12 protein-coding genes are annotated in these 14,802 nt (G+C 29.8%); 8 read left to right on the top strand and 4 right to left on the bottom strand.

Annotated elements, in window-relative coordinates; all coding sequences use genetic code 11:
• Position 1 precedes the first annotated feature (1 nt).
• From hsdR to L8X97_RS05360, 6 genes are all read left to right on the top strand, one after another.
• Positions 2 to 2,314, top strand: coding sequence for an EcoAI/FtnUII family type I restriction enzme subunit R (gene hsdR, locus L8X97_RS05335; RefSeq protein ID WP_263662810.1), 2,313 nt, complete (start codon positions 2 to 4; stop codon positions 2,312 to 2,314).
• A gap of 10 nt (positions 2,315 to 2,324) precedes the next feature.
• The gene (locus tag L8X97_RS05340) at positions 2,325 to 3,989 is read left to right on the top strand and encodes a DUF262 domain-containing protein (protein WP_263662811.1); all 1,665 of its coding nucleotides are present in this window, start codon (positions 2,325 to 2,327) and stop codon (positions 3,987 to 3,989) included.
• Complete coding sequence (locus tag L8X97_RS05345; RefSeq protein WP_263662812.1) at positions 3,989 to 5,236, top strand: restriction endonuclease subunit S; 1,248 nt, start codon at positions 3,989 to 3,991, stop codon at positions 5,234 to 5,236. Before L8X97_RS05340 ends, L8X97_RS05345 begins: the two co-directional genes overlap by 1 nt.
• Before the next feature lie 87 nt (positions 5,237 to 5,323).
• Positions 5,324 to 6,352, top strand: a complete 1,029-nt coding sequence (locus L8X97_RS05350) for a virulence RhuM family protein (RefSeq protein WP_263662813.1) — start codon at positions 5,324 to 5,326, stop codon at positions 6,350 to 6,352.
• Positions 6,342 to 7,844: a type I restriction-modification system subunit M gene (locus L8X97_RS05355; RefSeq protein ID WP_263662814.1), complete on the top strand. Its 1,503-nt coding sequence runs from the start codon at positions 6,342 to 6,344 to the stop codon at positions 7,842 to 7,844. The genes L8X97_RS05350 and L8X97_RS05355 overlap by 11 nt, the downstream gene beginning before the upstream one ends.
• Complete coding sequence (locus tag L8X97_RS05360) at positions 7,841 to 8,389, top strand: hypothetical protein (protein ID WP_220566418.1); 549 nt, start codon at positions 7,841 to 7,843, stop codon at positions 8,387 to 8,389. Before L8X97_RS05355 ends, L8X97_RS05360 begins: the two co-directional genes overlap by 4 nt.
• Before the next feature lie 602 nt (positions 8,390 to 8,991).
• Here L8X97_RS05360 and L8X97_RS05365 read toward each other — a convergent pair.
• The 4 genes from L8X97_RS05365 to L8X97_RS05380 are packed head-to-tail and all read right to left on the bottom strand — an operon-like array spanning position 8,992 to position 12,401.
• Positions 8,992 to 10,173: a molybdopterin molybdotransferase MoeA gene (locus L8X97_RS05365; RefSeq protein WP_263662815.1), complete on the bottom strand. Its 1,182-nt coding sequence runs from the start codon at positions 10,171 to 10,173 to the stop codon at positions 8,992 to 8,994.
• 1 nt (position 10,174) lies between these two features.
• A complete protein-coding gene (locus L8X97_RS05370; RefSeq protein WP_263660539.1) occupies positions 10,175 to 10,621 on the bottom strand; it encodes a molybdopterin synthase catalytic subunit in 447 nt (148 codons plus the stop codon).
• A gap of 3 nt (positions 10,622 to 10,624) precedes the next feature.
• Positions 10,625 to 10,846: a molybdopterin synthase, small subunit gene (locus tag L8X97_RS05375; protein WP_039617593.1), complete on the bottom strand. Its 222-nt coding sequence runs from the start codon at positions 10,844 to 10,846 to the stop codon at positions 10,625 to 10,627.
• 10 nt (positions 10,847 to 10,856) lie between these two features.
• Positions 10,857 to 12,401: a multicopper oxidase family protein gene (locus L8X97_RS05380; RefSeq protein ID WP_263662816.1), complete on the bottom strand. Its 1,545-nt coding sequence runs from the start codon at positions 12,399 to 12,401 to the stop codon at positions 10,857 to 10,859.
• Between the two features lie 146 nt (positions 12,402 to 12,547).
• Here L8X97_RS05380 and nspC point away from each other — a divergent pair, with 146 nt between their 5' ends.
• Positions 12,548 to 13,711 (top strand): carboxynorspermidine decarboxylase, encoded by a 1,164-nt coding sequence (gene nspC / locus L8X97_RS05385; RefSeq protein ID WP_263662817.1) that lies wholly within the window; start codon positions 12,548 to 12,550, stop codon positions 13,709 to 13,711.
• A gap of 136 nt (positions 13,712 to 13,847) precedes the next feature.
• A complete protein-coding gene (locus L8X97_RS05390; protein WP_039627999.1) occupies positions 13,848 to 14,777 on the top strand; it encodes a formate dehydrogenase subunit gamma in 930 nt (309 codons plus the stop codon).
• The last annotated feature ends 25 nt before the right edge of the window (positions 14,778 to 14,802 follow it).

Raw genomic sequence — 14,802 nt, forward strand, 5'->3', positions numbered from 1 at the left:
CATGGAACTTAAGCATTTTTCAGAAGATGATACTAGAGTTAAACTCATAGATGTAAAACTTCATACTAGCTCTTGGAGTGAAGAAAATATCATAAGAAATTATTATTTTACCGATGGATGTAAGCTTATAGGAAATAAAAGAGGCGAAAGAAAATTTGCAGATTATTTGTTGAAATTTCAAAACAATAATCTTGCTATCATAGAAGCTAAAAAACAGAGCAAAGATCCTTTAGATGGCCTGTCTCAAGGCATAGAATATGCCAAAATTTTAAATGTAGCATTTGTATACAGCACTAATGGCGATAAAATTTATGAATACAATCTAAAAACTTCAAGCGGTGAGTATATAGAAAAATTTCCAACCCCAAATGAGCTTTTTGCTAGGATTTATGGAAATTTAAAAGAATGGCAATACAAGCTTTTATCACAGCGAGAATTATACATACCCCAAAAAGAATTAAGATATTATCAAAAGATCGCAGTTGATAAAGTCATAGAAGCTTTGATTAACGGTAAAAATAGAATTTTACTCACTCTTGCTACAGGCACAGGTAAAACCACTATAGCCTTTGCTTTGTGTTATCGTTTGCTTGAAGCTAGGTGGAATAAAACAAATCAAGACAAAAAACCTAAGATATTATTTTTATGTGATAGGGTGAGTTTAAGAGATCAAGCTTTAGGAGAGTTTAATCCTATAGAGGGAGATTGCGTGGCAGTGAGTGCGCAAGAGTTGAGAAAAAATAATGGCAGAGTGCCTACAAGTGCAAATGTGTTTTTTGGAATTTATCAAAGTCTAGCTTCAAATTCAAAAGAACAAGAAAATGTTAATGAAGAACAAGAAAGCAAATTCTACTTACAATACCCCAAAGACTTTTTTGATCTTATCATCATCGATGAATGCCACAGAGGTGGAGCGAATGAAGAAGGTAGTTGGGCAGAGGTGCTAGAGTATTTTTCATCGGCTACGCATTTAGGGCTTACTGCTACGCCTAAAAAAAGCGATAATGTAGATACTTATAGGTATTTTGGTGGGAGTGTATATGAGTATAGTCTTAAAGATGGTATAGAAGATGGCTTTTTAACTCCCTATAAAGTTAAGCGTGTTACGACTACGCTTAGTGAAGGCTATGTGTATAACCCTGATGATATCATAGAAGGTAAGTTAGAAAAAGGCTTTTATAAGATCAATGAATTTGAAAGAAATATTCACTTACCTCAATACAACGACTTTCTAGCTAAAGAAATTTTAAAGCTCATCAGCCCTATGGATAAAACCATTATATTTTGTGCTAACCAAGCCCACGCAAGTGAAGTAAAAAGAGCTATTGATAAATTTAAAAGTGTAAAAAGAGATGACTACTGCGTGAGGGTTACAAGTGATGAGGGTAAAATAGGGCTTGAGTACTTAAAGCAGTTTCAAGATAATGACAAAAGTTACCCTGTGATACTTACTAGTTCTAAAATGCTAACCACAGGAGTAGATGCTAGAAATGTCCGCAACATAGTGCTTTTGGCAAATATAGGTTCTATCATAGAATTTAAGCAAATCATCGGAAGAGGCACTAGGGTGTATGAGGGAAAAGATTTTTTTACTATACTAGATTTTACCGGAGTAACAAGACTTTTTTATGATCCTAAATGGGATGGCGAGCAGATCAAAGATGAAGAAAAAACCGAGGTAAAAACTATACAAAACAAAAGAGAGCAAAGCAAGCCTAAAGAAGCAACCAAGCAAAAAGAAGTCACCGTGCATTTAAAAGGCACCAAACTAAAAGTGCTTGATATAACGACAAGTTACATAGGAGATAGCGACAAGCCACTTAGCACAAAAGAATTTTTGGAATTTTTAGTAGGAAAGCTAGCAGAATTTTATGATGATGAAGTAAAGTTACGCGAGATTTGGAGTAACCAAGCAAGTAGGAAAGAATTTTTACAAAAACTTGAAAAAGACCGCATAAGCGAGCAGGTTTTGGAAGAATTGACAGTGATTTTTGAGCAAAAAGACTGCGATGTGTATGATGTGTTAGCACACTTAAGCTTTAACAGCGAGATAAAAACACGCCATGAACGCGTGCTAAATGTAAAAAATAGTGCATTTTTAAAACGCTTCCAAAAAGAAAAAGCCTTAAAGCTTGTGGAATTTTTACTAGATAGGTATCAAGAGTATGGTATAAAAGACTTTGATAGCGGGTTAAAAACACTTATAGATCTTAGCTCTTTAGGTAGTGTAAAAGAGCTAGTGAGTGAATTTGAAGGTATGGAGAATTTAAAACAATGCATTGATGATTTACAAAGGGAGATTTATTTAAATTAAAGGAGAGAAAATGAGCAATAGTTTTTTAAATACAGAAACTTTAACTTTTAATGATTTATTTGGTAAAGATAGAACTTATAGTGTTCCAAAATATCAAAGAAATTATTCTTGGAGTGAAGATCAATGGGAGGATTTGTGGTGCGATATTGAAGATTTAGAAAAATCAAACTATCCACATTTTATGGGTTCTATAGTATTGCAAGAGACTAAAGATGCTAAAAATATAGATATAATTGATGGGCAACAAAGATTAACCACCTTAAGTATTTTTATGTCCGCGATAATATTTTATATAGATAATTTGGTCAAAAAAGATAAGGATAAAACAGATAATGAAAAAAGGAAAGAAATTTTTAATAAAAAATATTTAGGTTATGAAAGTTCTACCACATTAAAAATAGTTCCAAAACTTACTTTAAATAATACTAATAATAATTTTTTTACTCACTATATTATTAATCAGAATACTCCAGATAAACCAACTCTAGCAGATGAGGATAATTCTAATTATTTATTATATAAAGCATTTGATTTTTTTCAAAAAAAAATTAAAGAAAAATTTCAAGAAGAAGATGGAAAAACAATTGCGGAATATGTGGAAATGATAGGAGAGCAATTAAAGTTCATAGTGATTATAGTTCAAAATGAATTAGATGCTTATGTTTTATTTCAAACCCTAAATGCTAGAGGAGTAGAATTAACAGCCGCTGATTTATTAAAAAATTATTTTCTAAATTTACTTAAAAATGAATCAGAAATTTTAAATCAAGCTAATTTAATGTGGGAAAACATAAATAATAAAATTTCAACAGAAAAAATACCTGATTTTCTAAGAAGTGTTATAAATTCACAAATAGACTTAGTTACAAAAAATAGACTTTTTAAAGAGGTTAAAAAAAATATAAAAACTTCAGAAGAGGCTTTTAATTTTATATCTAAACTTCATAGTTTGTCTTCTTTATATCTTGCTTTGCAAAATTCCAATCATAGTTCTTGGAATGATTTTGCAGTGCAAGATGTAAAATATTATATTTATATTTTGGAATTATTAAGATTTAAATCATCTTTACCATTATTGTTAATTGCTAAAGAAAAAATAACAAGTGATCAAGACTTTGTAAAAATTTTAAAAGCTTGCACTATATTATCTATTAGATATTCTATTTCAAAAACTAGAACAAATAAATTGGAATCTAACTATAATAAAATTGCTTGTAATATATTTCATAACAAATATAAAAATACAAAGGAAATTATAGATGCATTAAAATTAATCGATATTGATGATAATGATTTTAAAAAATCTTTTTCTATATACTCTAAAAAAGCAACTTCAGGGAATGATGCAAAAATAGTTAAATTTTTGCTTGTTAGTATTGAAAGACACTTGTCTGGAGGCGTTTGCGATGAGCAAATTGCAACAATAGAGCATATACTTCCATCATCTTTAAATGATGAAAAAGTCCATAAGTTAGGAAATTATATTTTATTAGAAAAAAAATACAACCATGAATTAAAAAATAAAAAATTCGAAGAAAAAATTTCTATATATAGCAAGTCTAACTTTAAATTACCGAGATATATAGCGGAGAATTTTAAAACTTGGGATACGAAAAGTATTGATCAGTATCAAAATTTTTTAGCTAAGCAAGCTTTAGCTTTATGGAAAATTTAATGACAAATTTACCGCAGGGTTGGGAAGTTAGAAGGCTTGAGGAAATTACAAATATTAAAGGAGGCAAAAGACTTCCCAAAGGTGAAAAATTATTAGATGATAATACAAAATTTACCTATATAAGAGTTGCTGATTTTCAGGATAATGGCACTGTAAATTTGAAAAATATTAAATTTATCAATGAAAATGCTTATAATATACTAAAAAATTATAAAATTTATGATGATAATTTGTATATTAGTATTGCTGGAACTATTGGAAAAAGCGGTATTATCCCCAAAGAATTAAACGGATCTATTCTAACGGAAAATGCTGTAAAGCTAGAATATATACAAAACAATATTTCCAATAAATTTATGTATTTTTTTACATTATCAAATATGTTTAAAACGCAAATACAAATTTCTACAAAAATAGTTACTCAACCAAAATTAGCGATTACAAGATTAAAGCAAATCGAAATCCCTTTACCACCACTTAAAGAGCAAGAAAGAATAGTGGGGATTTTAGATGAGAGTTTTGCAAAGATAGATGAGAGTATTAAAATTTTAGAGCAAGATTTGCTAAATTTAGATGAGTTAATGCAAAGTGCCTTGCAAAAAGCTTTTAACCCCTTAAAAGATAATGCTAAGGAAAACTACAAACTCCCACAAGGTTGGGAATGGAAAAGTTTAGGGGAAATATGTTTTATTACAGATGGAACACACAAAACACCTAATTATATAAAAACAGGGATTCCTTTTTTATCTGTTAAAAATATCTCTAAAGGTTTTTTTGATTTAAGCGATGTCAAATACATTTCACTAGAAGAGCATAACAAGCTTATAAAAAGAGCTGAGCCTGAATTTGGAGATATTTTAATTTGTCGTATTGGAACTTTGGGAAAAGCTATAAAAATTTCTTTAGAATTTGAATTTAGTATTTTCGTTAGCTTAGGGCTTTTAAAACCAAAAGTTAAAATTATAAGTGACTATTTGGTTTATTTTTTAAATTCTTGTTTTATTGAAGGATGGATTGATAATAATAAAGTTGGTGGTGGAACGCATACTGCAAAATTAAATTTAAATATTTTAGAAAAATGTCCTATTGCACTTCCCCCATTCAAAGAGCAAAAGAAAATCGCTTCTTATTTAGATGAGCTTTCTTCTAATGTAAAAAATTTAAAACAAAACTATCAAATGCAGATAAAAAATCTACAAGAGCTTAAAAAGTCCTTGCTAGATAAAGCTTTTCAAGGAAGATTGTAAATGTTAAAATTTTTATCAAATTTTAACATATGGACTAAATATGCTAAAAAATTTTGATTTTTTTAGCATATTTTTTGAAGGATAAAAATGCAAAAAAATATAAAACGAAATCTTGCTATGGATTTTTTAAGTTTTAGTTTAGAAAATCAAGAAGATTTTTTAGAAGTGATTTATAAAGATGATGATATATGGCTTAGCGTGGCTTTAATGGCCAAACTATTCGAGTGCTCTAGTGATAATATTTATCTACACCTTAGTAATATCTATAAAGAAAATGAACTTGATAAAAATTCAACTTCCGAGGAATTCTCGGTAGTTCAAAAAGAAGGAAAAAGAGAAGTTAAAAGGAAGATAGCATTTTATAATCTTGATGTTATTATAAGTGTAGGGTATAGAATAAATTCTTATAAAGCCACAAAGTTTAGACAATGGGCTACAACAATCTTAAAACAATTTAGCATTAAAGGATATGTATTAGATAAAGAGCGTCTGAAAAATGGTAGTGTGATAAATAAAAACTATTTTGATGAGCTTTTAGAAGAAATCAGAGAAATAAGAGCTAGTGAGAGGTTGTTTTATCAAAAGATAACTGATATTTATACAACAGCGATTGATTATGACAAAAATGATGAATTGACTAAAGAATTTTTTGCTAGTGTGCAAAATAAACTCCATTTTGCTACACATGGACACACTGCAGCAGAGCTTATAAAACAAAGAGCAGATCATAAAAAAGAAAATATGGGACTTTATTCATGGAAAAATGCTCCTGAAGGAAAAATTTTGCAAAGCGATGTGGTGATTGCTAAAAATTATCTTAGTCAAGATGAACTTTTGGAGTTAAATCGTATAGTTAGTATGTATCTTGACTATGCTGAAGATAGAGCAAAGAAAAACATAGCTATGACTATGCAAGATTGGAAAGATAGATTAGATATTTTTTTAGAATTCAATGAAAGAGAAATTTTAAAAGATAATGGCAAAATAAGTAAGAAATTAGCAGATGATTTTGCTAAGGAAGAATTTTATAAATTTAGAGTTATTCAAGATAAAAACTATAAGTCAGATTTTGATAAAGCTATTTTAAAAGCTTTAAAGGATAAAAATGCAAAATAAAATCGATAAAATTACGGATATTCTAAGACGCGATGATGGCATAAGCGGTGCTATGCATTATAGTGAGCAGATTAGCTGGGTGCTTTTTTTGAAATTTTTAGATGATTATGAAGAAGAGTTAAAGCTAGAAGCTGAGCTAGATGAAAAGCCTTATAGGGCTATTTTGCAAGAAAAATTTAGTTGGAGGGCTTGGGCAGCACCTAAAACAAGTGAAGGAAAGCTTGATGTAAAAAACGCTTTAAGTGGAAGTGATTTGCTAAGCTTTGTGAATGATGAGCTTTTTCCATACCTAAAAAGTTTTAAAGATAATGAAAATTTCAAAAGCATAGAGTATAAGATAGGTGGAATTTTTGAATTTATAGACAACCGCATAGCTAATGGCCATACTTTAAGAGAGGTTATAAATTTAGTTGATGAGCTAAGTTTTAGCAAAGAAAGTGATGTATTTGCTTTGGGTGAGGTTTATGAGAAGCTTTTAAAAGACATGGGAAGTGATGGGGGAAATAGCGGGGAGTTTTATACCCCAAGACCTTTGGTTAGAGCTATGGTGGAGGTGCTAGACCCTAAAGCAAAAGAGAGAATTTATGATCCTGCATGTGGGAGTTGTGGATTTTTAGTAGAGAGTTTTTTGCATATTCTCTATGAAGATAGGGCAAAAAAGAAAAAAGCAAATTTGAGTGTGGAGGAACTTGAATTTTTACAAAATGATGCCTTGTTCGGTAAAGAAAAAACTCCACTTAGTTATGCAATGGGTGTGATGAATATGATTTTACATGAGGTTAAGTCCCCAAATATCATCAAAACCAATACTCTAAATAAAAAAATCACAGACATAACTGAAAATGAAAAATACGAAGTGATTTTGGCAAATCCTCCTTTTGGTGGTAAAGAAAAAGATCAAATTCAAAATAACTTTCCTGTAAAATCAAACGCTACTGAGCTTTTGTTTTTACAACATATTTTAAAGTCTTTGAAAAACAATGGAAGATGTGCCATAGTAGTGCCTGAAGGGGTGCTTTTTCAAAATTCAAATGCCTTTGTGAGTGTAAAAAAAGACTTGCTAGAAAATTTTAATCTTGAATGTGTTTTAAGCTTGCCAAGTGGGATATTTTTACCTTATAGTGCGGTAAAAACTAATGTGCTTTTTTTCTCTAAAGGGCAAAGAAGCATTTGTGGTGAAAATGATGAAAGTGTGTATTACTATGAGCTTGTACCACCTTTTAAATTGACTAAAAATAAACCTTTAGAATACACGCATTTGCAAGAATTTTTAAAATGTTATAAAGAAAGAAAAATCACGGCTAATTCTTATTTGGTAAGTAAAAAAGAACTTGAAGAAAGAAATTATGATTTAAGTGCTAAAAATCCAAATACAAAAGAAGAAAAAACCTTGCGTGAAGTGAGTGAAATTTTAAGCGAGTTAGAGCAAAATCAAAAACAAGCAAAAATGCTTTTTGAAAAAATTCAAGCTAGTTTAAGAGGTAATAAATGATAGATATAAAAAAGAAATCTAAAAATGTGAGGGTTATAGCCCTTTTTTCTTTAACTTTTTATTTATGTTCTTTTATGCCTTATATGGGTTTTTTAAGTGTAATTAGCGCGACATTATATATGATAGTTTTATATCAATTAAAAACTTATACTAGTGCTAAGAATTTGTTCAAGAATTATTTTATAACACTTTTTATTTTATTTTTTTATTTTATTTTACTTTATTTTATGATTTTATTTTTTTATTATGTTTTTTTAAATGAAGAATATTTTTTATTAATGTTTTTTACTCCGTTTTTGTTGGCTATACATATTTTATTTTGTTTGCTATATTTTAAATTCTTAAAAAGAATTTTTTATGAGATAGCTAGAGTAGCTAATCAGTTTTATTTTATAAAAGTTTGTAAAATGTATTTTTATGGTTTTTTAACATTGCCTATTTTAATAGGATTTGTATTTTTTGTTATAGGATTTGTTTATAATGTCTTAGCTTGGTATAATTTTAAAGAATTTAATAAAAGCGAATTTATTAAAAATCAAGATTAAAAAATCTTTTTTAAAATTTAATAAAAGTTAAAAATTTATACCTTGTCATTAAAAATCTTTTTTATATCTTTGTTATAGCTAATATCAAAAGCTCTATAAATATCAAGCGAGCATTTTTTTATAGCATAGTCGATTTATAAAATGATTATAAACTTCCTTTACATCCCATAGTTTTTGCTTTAGAAAAATCAAAAATATCAACTTTTTCCATTTTTGGTATGTGTTCATCAAGAAAGTATAAAATTCTTTTCTTAATTTAAAAAAATCATTTAATTTTTTATCTATTTTATATCCTTGTTAAATTTTGCCTTAAATCATCAATTTTTAAAAATGACTAATCGGCTCTTGCGTTTTTTTTGATATTATCGTCCTTCGATTTTAATTAAAGGAGAAAAAAATGGCTATTACTTTGGCTTAAAGTTAGTGGTTCATGGGTAGAAGTTTATGATGGAAATAGGAGGCTTTATAGTAAGTCAGTAAATACAAACAAAGGTGATGCTTTGATAGGATTTATAGGTTCTAGTGTTAGTATAAAAGAAGGGGTAGTTGGATTGTAACTTATGATGAAAAAGGACAACGCATAAGCTCTCATCCAGCGTAAATCAAGGCATAAAAATTATATCAACCAAATCATTTTCTTTTATATCATCATTTGCTATCATTAATGTAGCTTTGTGGTTAAGGTTGTTGATGATGGCACTTGAGCCTTGTTTTTTGCCTTTTAAATTGGCATAAATTTTTCCATCTTTAAATTCCACATTACAAGCTACAAATTCTAAATGCGAACTTTTTTTCTTATAGTCAGTATTTGCAAATGCTTTAAATACATAGTCTTTTTCTTGTAAAAGCCAAGCATTTAAAAGTTCTCTTACATATAAATTAAACATTACCATAGCCGAGTATGGAAAACCCGGCAGGGCAAAGATGAATTTATCTTCAAATTTGGCTATTTTGATATGTTTTCCAGGTTTTACATCGACTTTGTCTAAGATGATTTCATACTCTTTAACAGCTTGTTTTAAAAAGTCAAAATCCCCCATGGAAACTCCACCGGTGGTAACTAAAATATCACACGCATTAAGTGCTTGTTTTAAAACACTTGGGGTTTTTTGCATATCATCTTTTAAAAGTGGAAAAATTCTAGCTTCAGCACCAAGTTTTTTTGCCATATTAGCTATGGCTACATGGTTTGATGAGCGAATTTGTGCAGAGTGCTCTAAGCTTTCGCCTAAGTCTTTGATTTCACTTCCACTACTTAGCACGCCTATGATAGGTTTAGCAAATACACTAATGTGAAAATATCCAAGCTCAGCTAAAAGTGCTATCTCGCTATAACCTAGTTTTGTGCCTTTAGTGAGTAAAATTTCGCCCTTGGTGTAGTTCTCACCCACCTTTCTCACAGCAAAGCCTTGTGGAACTTTTTCTTTTATATAAACTACACTGTTTTTAACTTCGACTTTTTCCACAGGTACTAAGGTATCACAACCCTCACTCATTAAAGAGCCTGTAAAGGTTTTAACACATTCTTTATTTTGTATTTTAAAGCTTGGGAAAATTCCAGCAGGTACTTCACCTATGATAGATAAAGGCTCATCTTGCTCACTAAATTTAATCGCATAGCCATCCATAGAAGCAGTGGGAAATTGAGGGTTGTTAGTAGAAGCTTCGATGTCTATGGCTAAAATTCTATCTAAGCACTGTGTTAAAGCGATGTTTTCTATCTTTTCATATGTTTGTATGTGTGAATGAAGTATGTCTAAACTTTGGTTATAAGAAGTTAGCATTTTAGTCCTTAGTGCTTAAAATTCCTGCTCCTTGAAGTTTCAAAGAGCGTTCTTTGGCATAAATTTTTTCGCCATTAATGATATCATATTTCCATATAGGTGCACTTGCTTTAAAATCTTCTACAAAATCATTAATTAGTTTTAATCCTAATTTTCTTTGCTTGCTTAAAACCCCAGCAAAATAAGAACTCTCATGCACCTTAACTTTACCGATAGAGTGAGCAAACATCAAGCTTACATTTTCATTTACAAGTTTTTGGCACCATTTTTCAAACCAAGTTTTTAATAAAGGCTCATATATATCAAAACTTAAAGCCTCAATCTCATCTTCAGCCCTCACTATACCGCAAAATGTGATTAAAGCTCCGCAGTTTTTATCTTTAGCATATTCATACCATCTAGCATAAATGCTAGGAATTTCTAAGGCTCCTTGATGTAATTCAAACATAACTCATCCTCCACAAACCGGTGGTAATAAACAAATTTTATCCCCATCTTTTAAGGTAGTTTCATCATCAAAAACCATTTCATCATTTAAAGCAACCGCACAAAGCTCAAGCCATTCTTTTAAGCTTTCATCTTGCCCTAAAATTGCTTTTAATTCTTTAAGATTGCTTACATTTAGTTCTAAGCTTTCTTTGTTAATTGGCCCTAGAAATTCAACTTTTACCATTTTTTTACCTTTATTCTTTTATTTCTAAAATTCCCATCATTCCAAGATCTTCATGCTCTAAAATATGGCAGTGAAACATTCTAATACCGGTAAATTTTTGACTCATTCTAAGTCTTAATTCTTCTCCAGGTCTTACATTAATCGTATCTTGCAATGCTCTGAATTTTGCTTTTGTTATTTTACCCTTAAATTTAGAAGATATGAGTTCAAATTGTGTTCCATGTATATGGAAAGGATGATCCATATGCGATTTGTTTTTTATTACCCATTCTTCTACTTCATTTAATTTTGAGGTTAAATCCGTTCTATTCATATCAAATGTTTTACCATTGATTAAAAACATAGAGGCAAGGCTTTTTTTGATTTCTTCTTCACTTTTTTTACTAATACCATGCATTTGCATATGATCTTCGCTCATAATCACTTCTTTAAAGCTTGTAGCTTCTTTTAAAGGTGAAAATTCTCGTAGCTTTTCAGGTATGTTTTCTATAGTTTTTTCTACTTTAAGATCAGCCAACATAAGAGTGTAAGGTTCTTCTTTAACAAGCATTTTATCGCGGTCATAATAAGTACTTTCAAGTTTAAATTCACCCTTACTTGCTTTGATTAGCACTTCTACTCTTGAAGCAGGACTTAAAAATAATTCATCTAATTCAACACCTTTTTCTATAAGCCCTCCATCAGTTCCTACTAAAATAAATTTAGCACCTTTAATGCGTAAATTTAAATATCTTGCCGCACAAAAATTATAAATACGAATTCTTTGAGCTTTGTCAAGTGTTATTTTTGGTTTTAATTGTCCATTGATAAGAACTAAATTTCCTTCTCTACCATTTAGCCAATCAAATAAATTATTATCAGGAATTTGTGCGTTTTTATCTAAACGCAGATCACTAATCACCCAATCTTGTTCTTGTAAATGCGACAACGCATCTTTTTTAGCTTTTACTACAAATACCCCTGCTAAGCCTTTATAAACTTGCTTTGCTGTGGTGTAGTGTGGGTGTGGATGATACCAGTAGGTTCCTGCTGAATTTTCTCCAAGTTTAAAGCGATAAATTCTTTCTCTGCCAGGCATGATAGGATCGTGTGGGTTGCCATCTTGCTCAGGTGGTATGTCAAGTCCATGCCAGTGGATAGTAGTTGGCTCTTTTAAACTATTTTTTACCAAAATTTCTACAGTGTCGCCTTCATAAACTTCTATTTTAGGTCCAGGTATAGAGCCATTGTAAGTAAAGCATTTTGTTTTTTTACCTTTAACAAGCTCTATTTGACTTTCTTTGATTTCTATACTTGATCTAAAGAAATTTTTCTTTGTGCTTGTGTTTTTTAGAAGTTTTAAATTTGCTAATGTTTGTCCGCTAGGAAAGTCTTTTTCATCGAGTAGTTTAATGTTTGGGTTTTCTAGTTTGATAAAAGAAGTATCGATTTCTTTTGTATCTTTTTGTGTATGTTTTGAGTGCATATTATGATGAGAATGATCCCCCATTGCATAAGCGCTGCTAATACTTGCTAAGCCTAAAGCATTAAATTTTAAAAATAACCTTCTATCCATTAAATTTTTACTCCTAAATTAATTTTTGATTTGGATTTTGATTATAGCTATTGTTTGATTAATGATTGTAAATTATAAAAACAAGATATAATTTTAATATGATTTGTTATACAAGTGGTTTTAAATCAAAAAATTAAGGACAAATAATGCTAATTAAAAATCATTTAGATAAAGACTTTCAAACTCCTGCTTATATTTTAGAAGAAGACAAGCTTAGAAAAAATTGTGAGCTTTTGGCTAAAGTGAGTGAGCAAAGTGGAGCAAAAGTCTTGCTTGCTCTAAAAGGTTTTGCTTTTTCAGGTGCTATGGATATAGTGGGTGAGTATCTATCAGGTTGTACTTGCAGTGGGCTTTGGGAAGCTAAATTTGCAAAAGAATATATGAATAAAGAAATTCATACTTTTTCACCTGCTTTTAAAGATGATGAAATAGATGAAATCATAGATCTTTCACACCATATAGTATTTAATTCTTTTAATCAGTTTAAAAAATTTAAAGATAAAGCGAGTAAAAAGTCTCTTGGTTTGCGTTGTAATCCAGAGCTTTCAGTGGCTCCAAAAGAACTTTATAATCCTTGTGGTAGATTTTCAAGATTAGGAATTCGTGCGATTGATTTTGAAAATGAAGATTTAAGCGCTTTAAGTGGGCTTCATTTTCATGCTTTATGTGAAGAAAGTGCGTATTCTTTAGAGCTTGTGTTAAATGCTTTTGAAGCTAAATTTTCAAAATTTATTAAAAATATGAAATGGGTTAATTTTGGTGGGGGTCATCATATTACCAAAGAAGGTTATGACACGCAAAAACTAATTGATCTTTGTAAAAAATTTAGCGATAAATACGGTGTGCAAGTGTATCTTGAGCCAGGTGAGGCTGTGGGTTGGCAGTGCGGGACTTTAGTTGCAAGTGTAATAGATATAGTAGAAAATGAGAAAAAAATAGCTATTTTAGATACTTCAAGCGAAGCTCATATGCCAGATACTATCATTATGCCTTATACAAGCGAGGTTTTAAATGTTAGAATTTTATCAAGTCGTGATGGGGAAAAATATAGCGAGTTAAAAGAAAACGAATTTGCTTATTTACTTGGTGGTAATACTTGCTTAGCAGGGGATATCATGGGCGAGTATGCTTTTAAACAAGAGTTAAAAATAGGACAAAAAATAGTATTTTTAGATCAAATTCATTATTCCATAGTTAAAAACACTACTTTTAATGGAGTAAGACTTCCAAATTTAATGTTCTTAGATAAGAATGAAAATTTATCTATGATAAGAGAGTTTTGTTATGAAAATTATTCAAAAAGAAACTAAAAATTGAGTTTTTTTGTAGTTTTTTGCAAATTTATGTTTTTTAAATAAAACTTTTTTTAAAATAAAAATGGAAACTGAAAATTAACAAAACTACAATGCTAAGCTTTTTCTAGCGTGTAATGTTTAGGAGTAATTTATGCATAGAGTTATACTAGCTCTTTTAGCCTGTTTTAACTTTCTATTTGCTCAAGAAAATTTTGAAGTTAAAAATACTCAAATTTGGGATGTGCAAAGAGTGATGAATATAGAAAGTTATCAAAATTTTGGTGCTTTGTGGACTAAACTGCAAGGTGAGTATATTGCAAGTGCTGTTTTGATTATACTTATAGTGGTAATTTCAGCTTTTGCTTTGCATTATATGGTCATAGGTCCAAAGAAATTTTCTCATGATGGTAAGAAAATTTACGCTTTTTCAGTATTTGAAAGATTGTTTCATTTTGTAGCAGCAATCTCTTGGATTATCCTTGTACCAACCGGACTTATTATGATTTTTGGATCGTATTTTGGCGGTGGATTTTTTGTAAGAATGTGTAAAAACTTACATGGTATTGCTACTATTTTATTTATCATTTCCATCATTCCTATGCTTTTGTGTTGGATTAAAAGAATGCTTCCTGCAAGTTATGATTTAAGATGGATGATGATAGTAGGTGGATATTTAAGCAAAGAGAAAAAACCTGTGCCTGCGGGTAAGTTTAATTTTGGTCAAAAATCTTGGTATTATATAGCTGTTTTTGGTGGCTTTTTGATGATAATCACTGGTGCGTTTATGTTTTTCCTTGATTTTAATTCTACTTCTTTGCAATCTATTTTTGGAATTTCTCATATAGATATTTTAAGAGCTTCAGCTATCATCCATAATATTTTGGGTATTTTATGTGCAGTATTTTTTGCTATTCATATTTATATGGCCGTATTTGCTATTAAAGGAAGTATCCACTCTATGATTAGTGGTTATAAAGAAGAAGAGGAAGTTTATATTTTACATTCTTATTGGTATAAAGAACTAAGCGATAAAAAACAAATCAATCCATCGTTTACTTACGATTCTAAAACAAAATTTTAAAATCTCACTTGATTTTTTTAAATTT

This window comes from Campylobacter sp. CNRCH_2013_0671h, assembly GCF_025773055.1.
Lineage (GTDB): Bacteria > Campylobacterota > Campylobacteria > Campylobacterales > Campylobacteraceae > Campylobacter_D > Campylobacter_D lari_D.

Bases quoted from the DNA above. Each gene is read 5' to 3' on its own strand.
- L8X97_RS05345 (WP_263662812.1), top strand. From the start codon at position 3,989: ATGACAAATTTACCGCAGGGTTGGGAAGTTAGAAGGCTTGAGGAAATT.
- L8X97_RS05350 (WP_263662813.1), top strand. From the start codon at position 5,324: ATGCAAAAAAATATAAAACGAAATCTTGCTATGGATTTTTTAAGTTTT.
- nspC (WP_263662817.1), top strand. From the start codon at position 12,548: ATGCTAATTAAAAATCATTTAGATAAAGACTTTCAAACTCCTGCTTAT.
- L8X97_RS05340 (WP_263662811.1), top strand. From the start codon at position 2,325: ATGAGCAATAGTTTTTTAAATACAGAAACTTTAACTTTTAATGATTTA.
- L8X97_RS05375 (WP_039617593.1), bottom strand. From the start codon at position 10,846: ATGGTAAAAGTTGAATTTCTAGGGCCAATTAACAAAGAAAGCTTAGAA.
- L8X97_RS05390 (WP_039627999.1), top strand. From the start codon at position 13,848: ATGCATAGAGTTATACTAGCTCTTTTAGCCTGTTTTAACTTTCTATTT.
- L8X97_RS05365 (WP_263662815.1), bottom strand. From the start codon at position 10,173: ATGCTAACTTCTTATAACCAAAGTTTAGACATACTTCATTCACACATA.
- L8X97_RS05370 (WP_263660539.1), bottom strand. From the start codon at position 10,621: ATGTTTGAATTACATCAAGGAGCCTTAGAAATTCCTAGCATTTATGCT.
- L8X97_RS05355 (WP_263662814.1), top strand. From the start codon at position 6,342: ATGCAAAATAAAATCGATAAAATTACGGATATTCTAAGACGCGATGAT.
- L8X97_RS05380 (WP_263662816.1), bottom strand. From the start codon at position 12,401: ATGGATAGAAGGTTATTTTTAAAATTTAATGCTTTAGGCTTAGCAAGT.
- L8X97_RS05360 (WP_220566418.1), top strand. From the start codon at position 7,841: ATGATAGATATAAAAAAGAAATCTAAAAATGTGAGGGTTATAGCCCTT.
- hsdR (WP_263662810.1), top strand. From the start codon at position 2: ATGGAACTTAAGCATTTTTCAGAAGATGATACTAGAGTTAAACTCATA.